Here is a 17,818-nt window from a genome sequence, read left to right on the forward strand (position 1 = left end):
CTTTTATTTGAGACGTTGTTCACACAGTTCTAATAAAGATTCAGTAAATTGACATCGCTCTGGAAACTGAGTGCTGATGTAAATATGTCGCACTAAGGTTAAGGTTGTATAAGACTGAATCGCTGGACGAAGGGCTTCACCTGCAAGCTGAATAAATCTCTCAGCTAACGCATTTTCACACTCCACTAAGGCTTCGGGATGCCCTGAAGTACGCAAACTTTGCTCGGTGATATGTCCAATAAAATTACCAATATCTAAGCCGGGATTGCCTTGACAATATAAGTCTAGATCCAGCAAATAAAGGCGAGTGTTATCGACAAGAATTTGGTCGGGATAAAAGTCGCGATGAATCCCTAGAAGTTGCGGTTCTGGGGTTATTGATGCCACGCGATCGCACGCCGCTAAAATTTGCTCTAAACGGCTTTCCCACTGGGGTTTGAGTTGAGTCACTAAGGGCAGACGTTCGTGCAAAATTCGCAGTTCATCGGCTATGGTGTGGCGACGCTGGGGCGGTATTTTGGCTTGATGTAGTTTATGAATGGCTTCGGCAATTCGTTTAGATAGGGGAATTCCTTGGGGTTGGGGGAGTAGTTTTGTGGCGGTTACTCCGGGGACTTTGCGCTGAAGCCACATCTGAAATTCGGGAATTATGGCGATGGGTTCGGGGATGCTAATTCCATCGTTACTATTATCGGTAAATCCTTTTTGCCAAAGGGTTTTGTTGAGTTGATAGCTTTTAAAATCAGTGCCTTTTGCCCGTACTTTGCCGAGGAGGGTGATGGGAATGGTTGAATTATTGGGGTTTGTTAGGTTGTATTCTATTAAGCAGCGACGTCCGGGTTTGTGGCGAATGACTTTAATCGCACAAAGGTTGCTTTTTTGAAGGGGTTGTGGTAGGTTTTGGGTTAGTTTTTGCTGGGCGGTGATTGGGTTAAGGGCTGCGGTAAGGAATGACAGGTTTGGATCGGTGGTGATGTTGAATGGATCGATTACGGGAATGGTCATGGGATTGAAGATTTTAGAGTTAAATGGGTGGCGTCGAACTGATGTTTTTTTAACGCAGAGGTACGCAGAGGTAAGCGCAGAGGGGCGCAGAGGGTTTGGGGGATTTGGATGATGGGTTGGGGGATTTGGAGGAATTATGGGACATGAGAGTCTCAAACCCTGACAAATGACGAATGACGAATGACGAATGACGATCTCCACCGTTAGCTTTTATGGTGTTCACCTACTTATTTCTTGCTTTTTGTTTTGTCTATCGGCTGGAGATTGCATCTGATATAAGCTGGTATATTTTCCATTGATTTGCATTAATTGAGAATGGGTTCCTTGTTCGAGGATTTGTCCGTTTTCTAGGTAGAGAATTAAATCAGCACGAGCGGCGAGGGTTAAGTCATGGGTGATGAGAAAGGTGGTGCGGTTTTGGGCTACGCTTTCTAGGGCGGTGATGACGGCTTGTTCGTTATGTTTGTCTAAGCCGGTGGTGGGTTCATCGAGGATGAGAATGGGGGCTTTGCGAATGGCGGATCGGGCGATGGCTAAACGTTGACGTTGTCCTCCGGAGAGGGTGGAGCCTCGCTCGCCTAAGATGGTGTCGTAGCCTTGGGGAAGTGCTTCGACAAATTCGTGAGCATTAGCAAGACGCACGGCTGCTTCAATCTGGGCGTGGGTAGCATCGGGTACTCCATAAGCGATGTTTTCCCAAACGGTGGCGGCAAAGAGTATACTGTCTTGCATGACGACACTAATTTGAGTTCGTAATGATTTGAGGGTATAGTCACGAATATCTCGTCCATCAATCATGACTCGCCCTTCGCTGGGGTCATACAAACGCAAAAGTAGGCTCAAGAGTGTTGATTTACCACTTCCGGAGGTGCCAACGAGAGCCACTTTTTGTCCGGGTTTTATGTCTAATTCAATGGCTTTGAGTAAGGGATTACTGGTTTGATAGGCAAAGCTAACACAATCAAATCGGACATATCCTTGAAATGGAGGCGCGACAATGGCAAACGGGGAATCACTAATCTCTGGTGTTTCATCTAAAATGTCTAAAACACGCTCCCCAGAGGCGACGGCTTTTGATAGTCGCCCGGTATATTTGGCGAAGTTTTGTATGGGTTTAAAGGCTTGTTTGAGATAGGTTAAGAAAACGAGAACATCCCCTGGGGTTAGAGCATCCCGTAATGTCAGCTTTGCACCATACCACAAGACAATGGCTGTACCAATGGCGATGACGACATCCACAGTACGTTCTAAGCTAGCGGATAAGCGTTGGGTTTTCACGCTTTCCTTGAGACTGCGGTGATTGGCTTGGGAGAAGACGTTGGCGAAGGCGTCTTGCAGGGAAAGGGCTTGTACTAATTTAATTGCGCCAATGGATTCGGCTAGAGTGGCGGCGACAGCCCCCTCACGCCAACGCTGCTGACGTGAGGCTTGCTGGATTCGCTCACTTAGGCGGGTGGCGGCAAACCAAAAGAAGGGTAAGGTAATTAATGCTAGTAATGTTAGATCGCGATCGATCCAAATCATGATTCCAATCATACCCAATAGTGTCATAATGCTGACTAAAAGCGGCATGACGGCGGTGAGGACAATTTCTTGTAATCGGGTGGTATCGGTGCTGATTCGCACTAATAAATCACCACTTCTGGCTTTGGTATGGTAGGAGAGAGATAGGCACTGAAGATGGCGATAGAGTTGTTCGCGAATTTCGGCTAAGATGCGGCTACTGGCTAGGGCTAAACTCACGGTACTCCAGTAAGATGCTATTGCTCGTAGTGCGGTGATGGCGATTAACCCGAAAGCCGAGAGAGTTAGCAATGTTACTGGATCAAAACGATTGAGAATACTAATGTTTTTATCGGGTGCATCAATTAAAATATAGTCAAAAACAAATTTCAGGGGCCACGGTTCAAGTAATCGTAATACGACTTCAGCGAATAGAGCGAATCCCGCTGTGATTAAGAGTAAACTTTGTTTCTGAAGATAGGGGGAGAAGCGATGTAATATTCGCCAGAAACTAGGGATGGATTTTTGTGTCATTTGTCTTATGTCATTCGTCATTCGTCATTCCCAATCGGCTTCCCCTGTTCCCCTAGAAGGGCGGGTTTAGTCAAGTTATCAGTTTGGTGCAAAATGTTATCTGTCAAACCCGCCCCTACACCCTCTGCTCCCTCTGCCATACCCGCGATTTCTAATAGACGTTTCGCGATCGCATCCCAGGTATGATGGTGTTGTATCGTCTGTCTGGCGGCTTTTCCTAGCTGTTTGCCCCATTCAGGATTATGGTAGAGGCGCTCCAAAGTTGTGGCTAAGGCTACGGTGTCACCTGGAGGACACAATAACCCATTAATTTCATCTTCAATTAATTCTCTCAATTGTCCAATACGACTTGCCACTACGGGTAATCCGGCTGCCATGTATTCATAGACTTTTAAGGGTGAAAAATAAAAATCAGATTGGTGCGGATAAGGGGCAACGGCAACGGTCATTTTTGCTAAAAATTCAGGAATTTTATCAGGATTAACTGCTCCGGTAAAATGAGTCACCTCTAATAATTCGCGTGCTGATAATTCTGTGACTAAATTATCCCGTTCGGGTCCATCCCCGACAATTAATAGTCGCGTATTCCCATACTTTTGATGTAGGGTGTCAAAGGCTTCGACTAAAATCGATACTCCATGCCAAGGCTTGAGTGTGCCAACAAATCCCACGGTAAATGGTTCTGGATGAATCGATAACGGCAATTTAATATCACAGGAAAAACGCTCTGGGTTAACGCCATTAGCGATAATATGCACTCGTTTACTTACTCCCGGATAGCTTTCTATATAAGTCTTAATTTCTTCAGACACGGCAATAATTGCACTGGCTGTACTAAACACTTGCTGTGCCACTTGTTCGGCTAGTGTGCGATCGACTAATCCCCGATGTTTTGCCTGTTCTTGAATCAAGGGAGCATTGACTTCTAAAATCCCTGGTATTCCCATAGACTTGGCATAATCCATTCCGGTAAAACTCCAGAGCGAGTAACGCTCATAAACTAAGTTGAAAATACCGTTATTTTCAAGTGCTATACGTAGATCAAGGTTAGCAGATAGGGCAGCTTGTTCACGGGCAGCTATTTCACCTTTGGGAATAGAGGGTAAACGATGAACGATGACATCGGCTAAATCCGGTGGCGGATCACCACCGATTCGTGTGGCAAATAAATCAACCTGTATTCCTAGTTTTAACCAAGCGCGAATTACCTCCTGAACATGAATCGAGCAACCTTTTTGACCAAAAACGGGAATACCTGGATCAGCGCAAATATAAGCAATTCGCATAATTTATAGCTTCAACAAACGATAAACAACTAACTTTATTTTTAACCCTATTTCCCCTCAATTATCCCTGTGTTATGGATAAAATAAATAGGTTTGTAGGGGCGGGTTTCACCACTTAACTTTATTCTTGACCCTAATGTTACTAAACCCGCCCTGAATCAGGGATAAAATAAATAACCTTGTAGGGGCGGGTTTCACTAATTAATTTTATTCTTGACCGTAATGTCATTAAACCCGCCCTGTGTTGTGGATAAAATAAATAGGTCTGTAGGGGCGGGTTTCACCACTTAATTTTATTATTGACCCTGATGTTACTAAACCCGCCCCGTCTCAAGTCTGGAATAAAAGGGTTATTTGACAAATGACAAGATATCCTGTTTGGTAACGCTTACGCGAAACCCAACCTACTTATACATTTTGCGTAAAACTAACATTATCTTGTGGGTCAGACTGGGATAATATATGATTAGAAACAACTGGGGAAGACTGTAACTTATCTTGATTAACCACTTGATTAAAAATAGTGCGTAAAACCGCAGTATTGCGATAAATATCAAACTCTGACTCAATCAATTGCCGCGCTTTTGTTGCCAGTTTCACCCGTAAACTGGAATTAATCAGTAAGCGTTCTAGGGCATTTGCTAACGCCTGAGAATCATGTTGATCCACCATCAATCCCGTCTCTTCATGACGCACAACTTCAGGAATTCCGGTTACATCAGTAGCCACACAAGGCGTGCCCAGCGCCATCGTTTCCAGTAAAACCGTTGGTAAACCCTCACGATTTCCATCGCTACCAATAATATAAGGTGCAGCAAATACAGCCGCATTCTGGATATGCTCAAAGACTTCATTTTGAGGACGCGAACCAATAATTTCAACCGTTGATTCTAAACCGAGGTGTTGAATTTGCTCTCGTAGATTTGCTTCTAATGAACCCGATCCAATAATTTGACAGTGAAACGAACAGCCGCGATGGGCAAGAATCGAACAAGCGTCAATTAAAACAGAAACCCCTTTTTTCTCCACCAATCGACTGACTGAAAGAATAGTGGGTGGGCGTTCTTGGGGAGATTTATACCCCAACTGGTTTAAATTCAAGCCATTATAAATGCGCTGGATAGGGGCGGCGGCTGCACCATACATCTGTTGTAAATACTTGAGATTATAGTCACTAACCGTAATCACACTTGCCGCATCTTGTAGCTTCCGTTTCATATCTTCCGGTTCGACACTTTCATGGAAAATATCCTTAGCATGAGCCGTGAAAGTATAAGTAATTCCGGCAAAATGAGCAGCCAAACGAGCAACACTGGTTGCCACTGTACCAAAATGGGCGTGGAGATGACTAATATTTTTTAACCGTACCTCTCGTGCTAACCAGGCGGCTTGATAAACGGTACTGGCTTTTTCTCCTTGAGCAAACTCTAATTTTGTCCAAAAATCGGGGATAATTTTACTGGCTTCCTGAAGTTCTGCCCAGAAGAAGCTAGCGGCTGTTGGGTTAAGGCTATTGAGAGATTCGCTAACTCGCCCTTGGATGGGTTTACGAATATAGTAAACGGGAGCGCGAACTTGGGAAATAATATTTTGAAAATGAGTTTCCGCCGGAGGGCGCAGAGCAAATATTTCTATCTCTAATCCAGCGGCTTCATGGGCTAAAATTTCATTGACGACGAATGTTTCTGAGTAGCGTGGATAACGCTTGAGAACATAACCAACGCGGTTTAATTGTGTGGAAAGCATCATTGAAATTAGAGATTTGCAAAATTGTGAATATGTAGGGGCGGGTTTAAACGATAACGTTCCGGCTAAAACCACTAACTAAACTCAACCCGCCCCAACCAAGTTGAGAGTTTTGAGTTTTGAGTTTTGAATAAAGCATCATTCCAATGGGGGATTAGGTAAAGGTTGGATGTGTAGGGGCGGGTTTAACCGATAACGTTTCTACTCAAACCACGAACTGAACTAAACCCGCCCCAACCAAGTCCTATAGTTTCTACATAAACAAATGAATCTTGACGAATTTGATTTCTGATTCAACAATTACGAAACATTAGCCATGGAAATAACTGGGGAATCAACAACAGATTCGAGTAAATGAGGTAAACGTGCCAACCCATGGAAATCGATGCGATCGCGTCGATGTGTCGATGTTCCCATTGTCCGCGATAGCCATTCACTTAAAGCGGTGGGCGTGACATTATCGGGATGCAGCATATCAACTAATCCCAAATCCTGTAACCGTTTAGCTCGAATTAACTGTTCCTGGCGCGGTTTGACTCGTGGTACAATCAGTGCGGGTTTGTCAAAGGAAAGAACTTCATAAGTGGTGTTGTAGCCGCCCATCGTAATCACACAATCCGCCCGATTCAATAATTGAGTAGGTTCAGCCAGAAACTCCAACACTCGTAAACGGGGATGTTTTGCCGCGATTTGGTGTAAGTTTTGACGCACAGGAAGGGGCATAAATGGACCGGTTAAAATCACCCCGTTGGTGTCTGGAGGTAAAGGGGTTTGGGCAAAGGTTTCTGCCAGCTTATCCCCATCTTGCCCACCGCCAACCATACACACCGCCAGCCGCCCAGGGGGAAGATTTAGTGTGGCTAAGGGATCAACGTCGGGAGTATCCACAAATTCCAGTCGTTTGCGCTGATCAAAACAACCGGTATAACGCACCTTTGCGGCTATATCGGGGGAAAATTGACAATCCTCAACCAAATCAGAGATTCTAGGATCACCGTAAATCCACACCGCATCGTAATACTTACGAATGATGTCTTCATTCTCTGCCTGCTGCCATTCTTGCTGTACTTTTATCGGATCATCAAGCACATCCCGTAAACCTAAAACACAACGAGTATCTGTTTGAGTATGCAAATACTCTAGGGTTAAATCTAATTCTCGAATTGCCCCCCGTGGCACATTATCGACAATGAAGACATCCGGTTGAAAGGATTCGACAGTCGCCCGAATAATATTAGCGCGAAGGTTGACAATGTGCTGAAGCGACAGATCTAAGCGACGGGATTGATATTGTCCATTGGTTCCTTTATGCAGGGCGGGAAGCGCCACATAATCTACACCATCAGGAATGTGCAGATTACTTGCCTCACTCATGCCACTAATCAGCAGAATGTCCGTGGGTAAAGCAGACTGGGCAAGGGTTTGAGCCATTAACAAATTGCGTCGCTTATGACCCAAACCCATCGTATCATGGGAGTACAACACCACCCGCAATTTCCGAGTTCTGGCGCTATTCGGTTGGACAATCGCTGGAGATAGATGGGAAAACCACCCCGTATGAGCAGCATCAGTCGCACGACTTGTTCGTTCTCTGAAATGAAGATGCTGTGCAATTTCAGCGGTTTTAGACTCAAAACTGGCGGCTCTTGCTCTATTCAAAAAACGTTCAATTGTGCGCGTTTGTGCTATCATTATTTTCTCCTGATGCTCCAAAATGTGGTGTCTTGTGATTGATGTATCCTTTAGGCGAGCAGGATGATAAAATTGAGGCTTTCCCCTAAAATTTATCTTGCTTTCTGGTGTCTTAACTTTAATTTAATAAACTGCCGTGAAAACAAGGTGATACTTTTATGAGAACTCTTTCATGTTTGTGATTAAGAAGGGAATAGAGAACGGGGAACGGGGAACGGGGAGAGACTTGACTGCCCATAAACGAAAAGAGACGTTGAAGATAACGTCTCTAGATTTATCGGAAAAAATTATGATGATTATTAGGATAACTAATAATTTTGTCCCAGCGTAGCGTCTAATCAAGTGCGGAGGCGATAACCCATGCCTCTAACGGTTTCAATTAAGTCACTGCCTAATTTTTTACGTAGATAACCGATATAAACATCAACGATATTAGAGCCCGGATCATAATCATATCCCCAAACATGACTGAGTAATTGCTCTCGGCTCATCACTTGTCCGGGATGGCGTAACAGGGTTTCTGCGAGGGTAAATTCTCGTGCGGAGAGTTCAACAAGTTGACCCTTAACCCGAACCCGACGAGTCCGCAAATCTAAACTAACATGACCGATGGTGAGTACCATCTCCTCCTTGGTTTTCGGCAAATGGTTATTCCGCAACCGCAAGCGCACCCGGGCTAAGAGTTCTTCAAACCGAAAGGGTTTGGTCATATAATCATCAGCCCCTCCCTCTAATCCAGCGACTTTATCACGGATGTCATCACGGGCGGTGAGAATTATAATCGGGATTTGTTCCCCCTGACCCCGTAACTCCTCTAGCACCTGTAAACCATCTTTACCGGGGAGTCCCAAATCCATGATTAGCAGGTCAAATTCGTGGGAGAGTACCATCGCCTGCGTCTCCCCCGCATCTATGGCTACGCTGGTGGTAAATCCTTTAGCCCGCAGCCCTTTTTCTAGAAATGAGGCAATCCGGGGTTCATCTTCAGCAATTAGAATTCGATTCATGAAATAAATTATCCTGTCTTGGCTCTAGAGGAAGAACAATCGTGAATTGAGCGCCAGCACCCAGTCTGCTGTTGAGTTTCACTTGTCCCCGATGCGCCTGGGCGATCGCTTGAACGATAGATAACCCCAAACCCGCGCCTTCAGAACGACGACGGCTGTTGGGGAGTCGAGCAAACCGCTCAAAAATCCGCTTTTGGTTAGCGGAGTCAATTCCTTTTCCAGTATCGCGAACCCAGAAATAGGCGTTGTGGCGATTGATCGCGGAACCCAAGGCGATTTGCTCTCCCGCCTCGGTATGTTGGGTAGCATTTTCAGCCAGGTTCATCATCGCTTGCGTCAGACGCTGACGATCAGCGACAATTTGACCAGACGCGATCGCATCCAATTGCCAGTCTCGTTCGGCTAAGGCTTTGGCTTTAGCAAAAAGTTCCTCGGTGAATGAGTCAATATCTATGATTTCAACCTGTAAAAAATCCCGCCATTCGGCTTTCGCCAACAGGAGTAAATCATTCACAAATCGGTTCATCCGATCCAATTCATCTAAGACTAATTCTAATGTTTCCTGTTGAGTTTTTGGATCATCATCCCATAATTCCAGATGACCTCGGATAATCGTGATTGGTGTCCGCAGTTCGTGACCCGCATCATTGATAAAGTCTCGCTGGCTAGTAAACGCCCGATGCAGACGATCCAGCATTTGATTCAGCGTAGTGGTCAGTTCTGCAATTTCACCCGTACCTTGTATAGGAATACGTTGCGTCAGATCCGTTTCACTAATCGAACGCGCCGTTTCTGTAACCGAACGTAGGGGGGCGAGTACCCGTCCAGCAGCAACCCAAGCCACAATGGACGCAACCACCATCACAACCAACGTTACTTTAACAATCACCCAAACGACTTCATTAACTTCTTCCTTTTCATAGGCAATCACATTAGCAACAATAAACAGTCCCCGAATTTCTCCGCCAATTTCCACCGGTTCGGCATAGTAAAGAATCGGACCAACTGATGTTTCTTCCCAGCCTTTTGTGGGTTTGGTCAGCTTAGTCCAACGTTTAAGTAGCCGTGCATCCGGTTGCAGGGGGTCAGGCAATGCTGTCGGACTAGATTGGTAGAATTGACCCTCAATAATGGTCAGCAGAAACTCTCCGTCATTGGGAATATTACGGGATAGAAAAACCTCAAATAGACCGTCAATATTATCACCAAATTGCTGACCAGTCAAGGGATTTTTTCCTTGTTGGAACAATCGCTGGAACTCCTGTACCTCTTGGTTTAGAGAACTATCAATTCGTTTGTGTGCCTCTTCAAATAGAACTTGACGGATCAGCCCAACTGATGTACCCGTAAAGCAAACCATTAGCAGGACATACCAAGCCAGAATACGAGTTCGTGCTTCCCAAAATAGATTACGCCAACCCCAAAACCCTTTAGTTTTACTCGCCTCATGATTTTGCTCAGGGTTGGCTGAGGCGAGGTTGTTACCCAGCTTAGTCACGGTTTCCTCGTGGTTCGTGAGTTATCTCAACACCTGATGTTGATCTTAGCGAATATGTTCCTGACTCTAGGTTTGTAAGTTAGGACACATCATTTGGTAGAGACGTTCCGGCGGAACGTCTCTACAACAGTTCGCTTTAATTGTGTCCACCCCCTTCAAGGTGAATTTACGGAGATGGAATCCTCAACCTAGGTTTACACCCCGTAATTTCCACGAGGACTAATCAGAATCACTATGCAACAATTTATCAAAGTGGACAGTAAACGCCCCATTTAAGGCTGGGGTTCTCTCAGTCTTCTGAGCCATTTTCAGGAGATAAAACCGGAATGGGTTGAGTTATAGATGAGGAGATACTCGCTGTCATGATTGTAGCCATATTTTTAAACACGTTAATACAGGTTAGGCATTTTAAGGAGAGCAACAATGGTTAAAATTTTAGTGATTGAAGATGAGGAATCTGTACGCGAGAATATCCTGGAACTGCTGGACGCAGAAGGGTTTGATGCGATTCTCGCTGAAAATGGACAGAAGGGGTTGCATCTGGCACAACAACATGATCCGGATTTAATTTTGTGCGATGTGCTGATGCCAGAAATGGATGGTTATGGTGTCCTTTCTGCCTTGCGTTCTCAAGGTACGACGGCTACTATTCCGTTCTTATTTCTCACCGCTAAAGCCGCCAAAACGGATATTAAGCAAGGGATGAATTTGGGCGCAAATGCCTATCTAACTAAGCCGTTTACCTTAGCAGAATTGCTTGATGCGATCGCGACTCATGTTGGGGTGATCCATCGGTAGTGAGGGGGTAAGGGCGGGTTTTGTTGTTCATGTATTGGTGACAAGTCGTTTTAATGGCTAAACCCGCCCCTACAATTGTGACTCAATCCGATGATTTGAAGGTGAAAATTAACCAGATAAGGTTCATTCTAGGATTCGCCAATGTCAAACCTTTTATATTTCATCCATTCATGACTCATGGCTATCTCATCCAAGCATCTATCAATTAACGCTCATGGATCGGGGACAATGGAGAATCATCTGTTAACCCTACAAGTGGCAATTATGCAGCAGATTGCCCAAGTGACGCAAGGGAACGGTGTTCCCAAAGATGGGCTGCAAACGACGGTGGATCAATTGCGTTACGGTCTACAGGTTGATTCCTGTCTGATTTTTATGGTATCAGACTTGGGACTAACTACGGCGACTCTTGAGGGGGAGGTAAGGGGGACAAAGAGACAAGTAGACAAATATAACGTATTGCGAGGAAAGGGGACTGTAGATGACTCATCCTCTCGGCTAATTTGTGAGTTCTACGGGAAATATTATACTTGGCTAATTCAGGGAAAACCACTGATTTTTCCGATCGCGGATGAACAGCCCCCAGCGCCAATCCAAGAATGGCAGAGGGTTTCCGGTTTACCTCTGTTAATTTTACCCCTTTGTCATCGTCAATCCTATTTTGGGGCGATTAGCCTGCTGACGACGCAAGCGCAACGCCAGTGGAGTCAGGCGGAAATTGATTGTGTCTGTGCGATCGCGTCTCAATGGGCGATGGTATTCTATTACATTCAACGGGAACAAGACTACCACATTCAACAGCAAAAACATCAGCAGGTTATTGCCGCTTTAAATCGGGCGGAATCCCGAAATAACGCGCTTTTGGAAATTATCCCTGATGCTTTGTTTCGGATTAACAGTGCGGGAATTTATTTAGATTGGCATGGAGCAAAAACCGACACGCTGCCTATTCCGGCTGCCGATATTATTGGTAAACATTTACATCAAATCCTGCCCACACCAGTGGCGGGATTAATTTGGGATCATATTGAACAAGCGCTGGAAACGAAAACTATTCAACGGGTGGAATATCAACTCTGGGTGAATGGTAAAGCCCGCAATTTTGAAGCGCGAATTGTGGCGAGTGGGGTTGAAGAAGTTTCGGTAATTGTCCAAGATGTCACGGATCGGGTGCAAATGCGACTCAGCCTAGAACAAGTGAATGATGCCTTAGAAATGCGCGTGGAAGAACGCACGGCGGCGTTAAGGAAAGTCAATGATGTTCTTCAAGTCGAAATTATCGAAAGAAAACGGATAGAGGAACAACTCCGTACCAGTGAAGAACAGTTACGTCAACTGACAGAAAATATTCGCGAAGTCTTCTTTTTAACCACTCCTGATTTTAGCCAGATGATCTATATTAGTCCAGTGTATCAGGAGGTATGGGGACGTTCGACTAAAAGTTTATATGAACAACCTTCATCTTGGTTAGAATCCATTCATCCGGAGGATCGCGATCGCGTAACCCAAGCGTTACACAAACAGTCCCTAGGAGAAGCAAATTTTCAGGAAGAATATCGGATTGTTCGCCCTGATGGTTCAGTACGTTGGATGGGCGTGCGGGCGTTTCCGGTAGTGAATGAGGCAGGAATTACTATCCGAATTGCGGGGATTGCGGAGGATATTACTGAACGCCAACGAGTGCAAGCAGAACTTCTGAATGCCTTGGCACAAGAAAAGGAACTGAGTGACCTCAAATCCCGCTTTATTACGGTAACGTCTCATGAGTTTCGCACCCCTTTAACCACGATTCACTCGTCAGCCGAGTTACTAGAACATTATCGGCATAAATGGTCAGATGAGAAACAATTGATGCATTTGCACCGAATTCAAACCTCGGTTAAGTATATGACTAAATTATTAAATGATGTATTAATTTTAGGGAAAGCAGATGCAGGCAAACTTGCCTTAAGTCTAGAACCTATTGATTTGGAAGTATTTTGTGCCACATTAGTGAAAGAGTTGCAACTTAATCTGCAAAAACACTCTGTTATTAACATCAGTTATGAGTGGAAAGCGACCCTTGATGCCCAAGAAATATATCTAGACAAGCAATTACTCCAGCAAATTTTAGAGGATGTGTTAAGCAATGCGATTAAGTATTCATCCTCCGAAGAAACGATTGAAGTTAAACTCAAAGGAAATCGCGAACAAATTACCCTGGAAATTCGCGATCGCGGCATTGGGATTCCCCTAGAGGATCAAGACCGATTATTTGAAGCATTCCATCGGGGAACCAACGTTGGCACGATTCCAGGAACCGGATTAGGGCTTGCCATTGTGAAAAGATGTGTGGATATTCATCAGGGTGATATTCACATCAATAGTACCATCGGGGTTGGCACTACAGTAACCGTTACTCTACCCATCGTAAAGTCATGAAAAAGATATTAGTCATTGAAGATGAAGAACTCGTCCGGGAAAATATTTTAGAATTCTTGGACGCCGAAGGATTAACCGGAATTGGTGCAATCAATGGTTATAAGGGTCTTGATTTAGCCAAAGTCGAAAAACCGGATTTAATTATTTGTGATGTAATGATGCCGGGATTGGATGGATATAGTGTGTTAAAAGCGTTGCGTCAGCAGACAACATTTGCCACCACACCCTTTATTTTCTTAACCGCTAAAGCGGCTAAAGCTGATTTTCGGCAAGGGATGGAATTAGGGGCAGATGATTACCTGACTAAACCCTTTACCCGGGCAGAATTATTAGGCGCGATCGCGACTCGGTTTAAAAAGCAGCAGCAGTATCGTAGTGAACTTGAGCAAGCAAAGGATCAACTCGATTATTTGATGTATCATGACTCCTTAACCAATTTGCCTAATCAGTTATCCTTACGCGAGCAATTTAAACAGATAAAATTGACGCATAGCCAGCAATTAATGACAATTATATGTGTCGGTTTAGATCGGTTTAATCAAATTAATGACGACTTAGGGCATAGTGTAGGCGATCGCTTATTACAAGCAGTAGCCCAACGTTTAGTTAACGGAGTCACCTCTGAGGATTATGTAGCACGATTAGGCAGCGGTCAATTTGCACTTATTCTCCCCACAACTTCCCATAAAAAAGATGCAGTTTTCGTTGCCCAAACTCTCTTAGAACAATTCTCCCAAACCTTTGCCATTGATGACCAAGAAATTTTTGTCACCGCTAGTATTGGTATGGCACTCTATCCCCGTGATGGCAGGGATATTGAACAGTTACTGAATCAGGCAAATAAAGCCATGTTTCAGGCAAAGCAACAGGGAGGAAATTGCCATCAGTTTTACTCGATTGCCTTAAGTCAAGGGACTTGCGATCGGGTAGCATTAAAAACCAGTTTACGCTATGCGTTAGAACGAGATGAACTTCAGGTTTACTATCAACCGCAAATTAATTTAGAAACAGGTAATATTATCGGTGCAGAAGCCCTATTGCGCTGGGAACATCCCGAACGGGGACTGGTTTCTCCGATTAAGTTTATTCCCCTAGCAGAAGAAACGGGATTGATTTTGCCGATTGGGGAATGGGTGTTAAAAACGGCTTGCCAGCAAACTCGCCATTGGCAAAAAATGGGTTATCCTCACTTGAAAATCGCAGTCAATTTATCCGGGCGTCAATTTCAGCAACTAGACTTGCGTCATCGATTAGTCAAGATTTTTACCCAAACCGGATTGCGACCGGAGTATTTAGAATTAGAATTAACGGAGAGTATGCTGGTGGAAAATACCGATGTAGCGATTCGCCGCTTACAGGCATTAAAAGCGCTGGGTGTGGAGATTGCCATTGATGATTTTGGCACAGGGTATTCGTCTTTAAGCTATTTACAGCAGTTTCCCTTTGATACTTTGAAAATTGACCGCTGCTTTATTCGCAATATTCAGGATAATCCGAGTCAGGCGGCAATTACCCAAGCGATTATTGAAATGGCAAATACGCTGGATTTAAAATTAGTGGCGGAAGGGGTAGAAACTGAAGCAGAACTTTCCTTTGTAGTTCAGCATCACTGTCATAAGATGCAAGGGTATCTGTTTAGTAAGCCTTTGCCAGCCAAGGAATTTGAATCCTTATTATTCAGCGAAAAAGCTTTAGCGGGAATAAAATAGAGTTGAGGATTGTAGGGGCGGGTTTCACAACTATCGTTTCTTCCTTCACCCCGATGTAACTAAACCCGCCCTGACTAAGCCTTGGGTTAAAACCCAAGTCTCAAAGCGAAAGTCGTCTTTAGACGACTGCACATCTAGTCTGAGTCCATTTTAATGGACTTAAGCTATGAGCCAAGAACTTGAGTTCTTGGCAGATGTGGCGGCTTACCGACAAAGGTGCAAACTATCAGATTTAACCCTTCAGTTCCCTTGTCGTCAATCTGTTTTAATTTATGCCAAAAATGCTGATAACAACCATGAAAAAAATTCTAATTATCGAAGACGAAGAAACCGTCCGGGAAAATCTCATGGAATTGCTGGAAGCCGAGGAGTTTGAAGTCTGCGGCGCTGGCGATGGTTGTGCGGGATTGGATTTAGTGCCGCAGTATCAACCGGATTTAATTTTATGTGATGTGATGATGCCCAAATTAGATGGGTTTGGCGTCTTAAATACATTGCGGAAAAATCCTGTAACCGCCACCATTCCATTTATGTTTCTCACCGCCCGCACCGATAAAACGGATTTGCGTCAAGGGATGGAACTAGGGGCAGATGATTATATTACCAAGCCTTTTAGTGTCGATGAATTACTGAATGCGATTGCCTCCCGGTTACAAAAACAAGCGATAATTGAGGAACAACAAACCCAAAAACTCGACCAGTTACGCACCAGTATCAGCCTGTCTCTCCCCCACGAAATGCGGTCGCCGCTAACGAATATTCTGGGATTTTCCCAGTTATTAGTGGAAGAAGGGGATACCCTGGAACGGCAGGAAATCAAGGAAATGTCGGAAAGTATCCGTAAATCAGGTGAACGATTACACCGACTGATTCAAAACTTTTTACTCTACGCCGAACTGGAACTCACCGTAACGGATGCGAATCGGATTCAAGCCTTACGCAGTTCTCGGACCAGTTCCGCCGCCTCAGTGATTGAAACCATGGTTTGGCAACAGGCGAAACGCAGAAATCGAGACGCTGATGTCAAGCTTGATGTGCATGATTCCAGTCTACAAATTGCCAAAACTCGGATGGAGAAAATTGTAGAAGAGTTAGTGGATAATGCGTTTAAATATTCGACGGCTGGCACTCCGGTTTCGGTGATAGGGAGGGCGGTTGCCAGTCAACCATTCTACGCCTTATCAGTTAGCGATCGCGGACGAGGGATGAGTCCAGAACAAATTACTAAGTTGGGGGCGTATCAGCAGTTTGAACGCAAACTTTATGCCCAACAAGGGACAGGATTGGGACTGAGTATCAGTAAGCGGTTAATCGAACTATTGGGGGGAACTTTAACCATTGATAGTATCCCCAATCAACACACCACCGTTCGCGTTCTTCTTCCTGTTTGAAAGGGAAACCCTATTCCCTATTCCCTATTCCCTATTCCCTATTCCCTGTTCCCTAACAAATGACAAATGACAAATGACCAAGCTACCCTAGGGAAGCGGGATTTGACCGATTTGGGTTTCAGTTATGGCAGGACATAGTAAGTGGGCAAATATTAAGCGCCAGAAGGCGAGAGTGGATGCGGCGAAGGGGAAAACCTTTGCCAAACTCTCACGGGAGATCATTGTCGCCGCCCGTAGTGGCGTTCCTGACCCGAATGGGAATTTCCGGTTACGCACGGCGATTGAGAAGGCGAAGGCGGCGGGTATTCCCAATGATAATATTGACCGGGCGATCGCGAAAGGGTCGGGTCAGTTTGATAGTGGTAGCGACAACCTGGAAGAGATTCGCTATGAGGGCTATGGTCCGGGAGGTGTGGCGATTCTGATTGAAGCCCTTACCGATAATCGTAACCGCACGGCGGCAGATTTGCGATCGGCGTTTACTAAAAATGGCGGGAATCTGGGGGAAACGGGTTGCGTTAGTTGGATGTTTGAACAAAAAGGGGTGGTGACGGTAGCGGGTGAGGTGTCCGAGGATCGGCTATTGGAAGCATCACTGGCTGGTGGGGCGGAAACTTATGAGTGGATTGAAGACGACGAGGAACCGGGGGTGGAAGTTGTTACCGAGGTAACCAATCTAGAACACCTTAATCAAACCTTACAGGATCAGGGCTTCAGCGTGAGCGATGCTGAGTTACGTTGGATACCGGGGAATAGTGTCGAAATTACTGATCCGGATGTAGCGCGATCGCTCCTAAAATTAATGGATGCCCTAGATGAGTTGGATGATGTGCAGAATGTCACCGCCAATTTTGAAATGGCAGATGATTTGGTGTCGTTGACGATGGCGTGAGACGAGAGTTGGGGCACGGCATTGCTATGCCTCTATTTTTTGGGCTACCATACCTGACATAAGACATAAGACGAATGACGGATGACAACCATTACCATTCGCGAACAGGACTCAACCAATAACGGATTTACGGCGACTCTTAGTTTTGATGGGCGGGTGAATTATCCGATCGCAATTACTGACCCTTTCACCCCCAAACAAGAAGAGAATCTGGAATGGTATTTTGAGGAATGGTTGGTGTTTCCCCAAACTGATACCGTGAAGGCGGAACAGGCGAAGGAATCGGTTAAGGGTTACGGGGAACAATTATTTGAGCAGGTATTTAGAACTAATATT

The 17,818-nt window shown here is 45.0% G+C and carries 13 protein-coding genes; 6 read left to right on the plus strand and 7 right to left on the minus strand.

Annotated elements, in window-relative coordinates:
• Positions 1–3: 3 nt before the first annotated feature.
• The 7 genes from RIB93_RS13010 to RIB93_RS13040 all read right to left on the minus strand — a co-directional run bounded on the left by RIB93_RS13010 (position 4) and on the right by RIB93_RS13040 (position 10,262).
• Positions 4–1,005 carry a phosphotransferase gene (locus RIB93_RS13010; RefSeq protein WP_446373184.1) on the minus strand — a complete coding sequence of 334 codons (1,002 nt, stop codon included), beginning with the start codon at positions 1,003–1,005 and terminating at the stop codon, positions 4–6.
• A 219-nt stretch (positions 1,006–1,224) separates the two neighbouring features.
• On the minus strand, positions 1,225–3,063 hold the full coding sequence (locus RIB93_RS13015) for an ABC transporter ATP-binding protein (protein WP_446373185.1): 1,839 nt from the start codon (positions 3,061–3,063) through the stop codon (positions 1,225–1,227).
• Complete coding sequence (locus RIB93_RS13020) at positions 3,060–4,328, minus strand: glycosyltransferase family 4 protein (RefSeq protein WP_446373186.1); 1,269 nt, start codon at positions 4,326–4,328, stop codon at positions 3,060–3,062. The genes RIB93_RS13015 and RIB93_RS13020 overlap by 4 nt, the downstream gene beginning before the upstream one ends.
• A gap of 408 nt (positions 4,329–4,736) precedes the next feature.
• A complete protein-coding gene (locus RIB93_RS13025) occupies positions 4,737–6,074 on the minus strand; it encodes a glycosyltransferase (RefSeq protein WP_446373196.1) in 1,338 nt (445 codons plus the stop codon).
• A gap of 300 nt (positions 6,075–6,374) precedes the next feature.
• Positions 6,375–7,766, minus strand: coding sequence for a glycosyltransferase family protein (locus RIB93_RS13030; protein WP_446373187.1), 1,392 nt, complete (start codon positions 7,764–7,766; stop codon positions 6,375–6,377).
• 338 nt (positions 7,767–8,104) lie between these two features.
• Positions 8,105–8,773 (minus strand): response regulator transcription factor, encoded by a 669-nt coding sequence (locus RIB93_RS13035; RefSeq protein ID WP_446373188.1) that lies wholly within the window; start codon positions 8,771–8,773, stop codon positions 8,105–8,107.
• Positions 8,751–10,262, minus strand: a complete 1,512-nt coding sequence (locus RIB93_RS13040; RefSeq protein WP_446373197.1) for an ATP-binding protein — start codon at positions 10,260–10,262, stop codon at positions 8,751–8,753. The genes RIB93_RS13035 and RIB93_RS13040 overlap by 23 nt, the downstream gene beginning before the upstream one ends.
• A gap of 432 nt (positions 10,263–10,694) precedes the next feature.
• Between RIB93_RS13040 and RIB93_RS13045 the strand changes: the two genes are divergently transcribed.
• The 6 genes from RIB93_RS13045 to RIB93_RS13070 all read left to right on the plus strand — a co-directional run.
• Entirely contained in the window at positions 10,695–11,069 is a 375-nt protein-coding gene (locus tag RIB93_RS13045) for a response regulator transcription factor (RefSeq protein ID WP_446373189.1), read from the plus strand.
• Positions 11,070–11,246: 177 nt separating this feature from the next.
• Positions 11,247–13,490: an ATP-binding protein gene (locus tag RIB93_RS13050; RefSeq protein WP_446373190.1), complete on the plus strand. Its 2,244-nt coding sequence runs from the start codon at positions 11,247–11,249 to the stop codon at positions 13,488–13,490.
• On the plus strand, positions 13,487–15,199 hold the full coding sequence (locus tag RIB93_RS13055) for an EAL domain-containing response regulator (protein WP_446373191.1): 1,713 nt from the start codon (positions 13,487–13,489) through the stop codon (positions 15,197–15,199). Before RIB93_RS13050 ends, RIB93_RS13055 begins: the two co-directional genes overlap by 4 nt.
• Positions 15,200–15,495: 296 nt before the next feature.
• The gene (locus tag RIB93_RS13060) at positions 15,496–16,590 is read left to right on the plus strand and encodes a hybrid sensor histidine kinase/response regulator (RefSeq protein WP_446373192.1); all 1,095 of its coding nucleotides are present in this window, start codon (positions 15,496–15,498) and stop codon (positions 16,588–16,590) included.
• Between the two features lie 124 nt (positions 16,591–16,714).
• On the plus strand, positions 16,715–17,482 hold the full coding sequence (locus RIB93_RS13065) for a YebC/PmpR family DNA-binding transcriptional regulator (protein ID WP_446373193.1): 768 nt from the start codon (positions 16,715–16,717) through the stop codon (positions 17,480–17,482).
• Positions 17,483–17,563: 81 nt separating this feature from the next.
• The coding region (locus RIB93_RS13070) for a hypothetical protein (protein ID WP_446373194.1) at positions 17,564–17,818 on the plus strand (255 nt) is incomplete at its 3' end.

The organism is Coleofasciculus sp. D1-CHI-01, assembly GCF_040218875.1.
Lineage (GTDB): Bacteria > Cyanobacteriota > Cyanobacteriia > Cyanobacteriales > Coleofasciculaceae > Coleofasciculus.

Bases quoted from the DNA above. Each gene is read 5' to 3' on its own strand.
- RIB93_RS13050 (WP_446373190.1), top strand. From the start codon at position 11,247: ATGGCTATCTCATCCAAGCATCTATCAATTAACGCTCATGGATCGGGG.
- RIB93_RS13065 (WP_446373193.1), top strand. From the start codon at position 16,715: ATGGCAGGACATAGTAAGTGGGCAAATATTAAGCGCCAGAAGGCGAGA.
- RIB93_RS13045 (WP_446373189.1), top strand. From the start codon at position 10,695: ATGGTTAAAATTTTAGTGATTGAAGATGAGGAATCTGTACGCGAGAAT.
- RIB93_RS13015 (WP_446373185.1), bottom strand. From the start codon at position 3,063: ATGACGAATGACATAAGACAAATGACACAAAAATCCATCCCTAGTTTC.
- RIB93_RS13055 (WP_446373191.1), top strand. From the start codon at position 13,487: ATGAAAAAGATATTAGTCATTGAAGATGAAGAACTCGTCCGGGAAAAT.
- RIB93_RS13030 (WP_446373187.1), bottom strand. From the start codon at position 7,766: ATGATAGCACAAACGCGCACAATTGAACGTTTTTTGAATAGAGCAAGA.
- RIB93_RS13035 (WP_446373188.1), bottom strand. From the start codon at position 8,773: ATGAATCGAATTCTAATTGCTGAAGATGAACCCCGGATTGCCTCATTT.
- RIB93_RS13060 (WP_446373192.1), top strand. From the start codon at position 15,496: ATGAAAAAAATTCTAATTATCGAAGACGAAGAAACCGTCCGGGAAAAT.
- RIB93_RS13010 (WP_446373184.1), bottom strand. From the start codon at position 1,005: ATGACCATTCCCGTAATCGATCCATTCAACATCACCACCGATCCAAAC.
- RIB93_RS13020 (WP_446373186.1), bottom strand. From the start codon at position 4,328: ATGCGAATTGCTTATATTTGCGCTGATCCAGGTATTCCCGTTTTTGGT.
- RIB93_RS13025 (WP_446373196.1), bottom strand. From the start codon at position 6,074: ATGCTTTCCACACAATTAAACCGCGTTGGTTATGTTCTCAAGCGTTAT.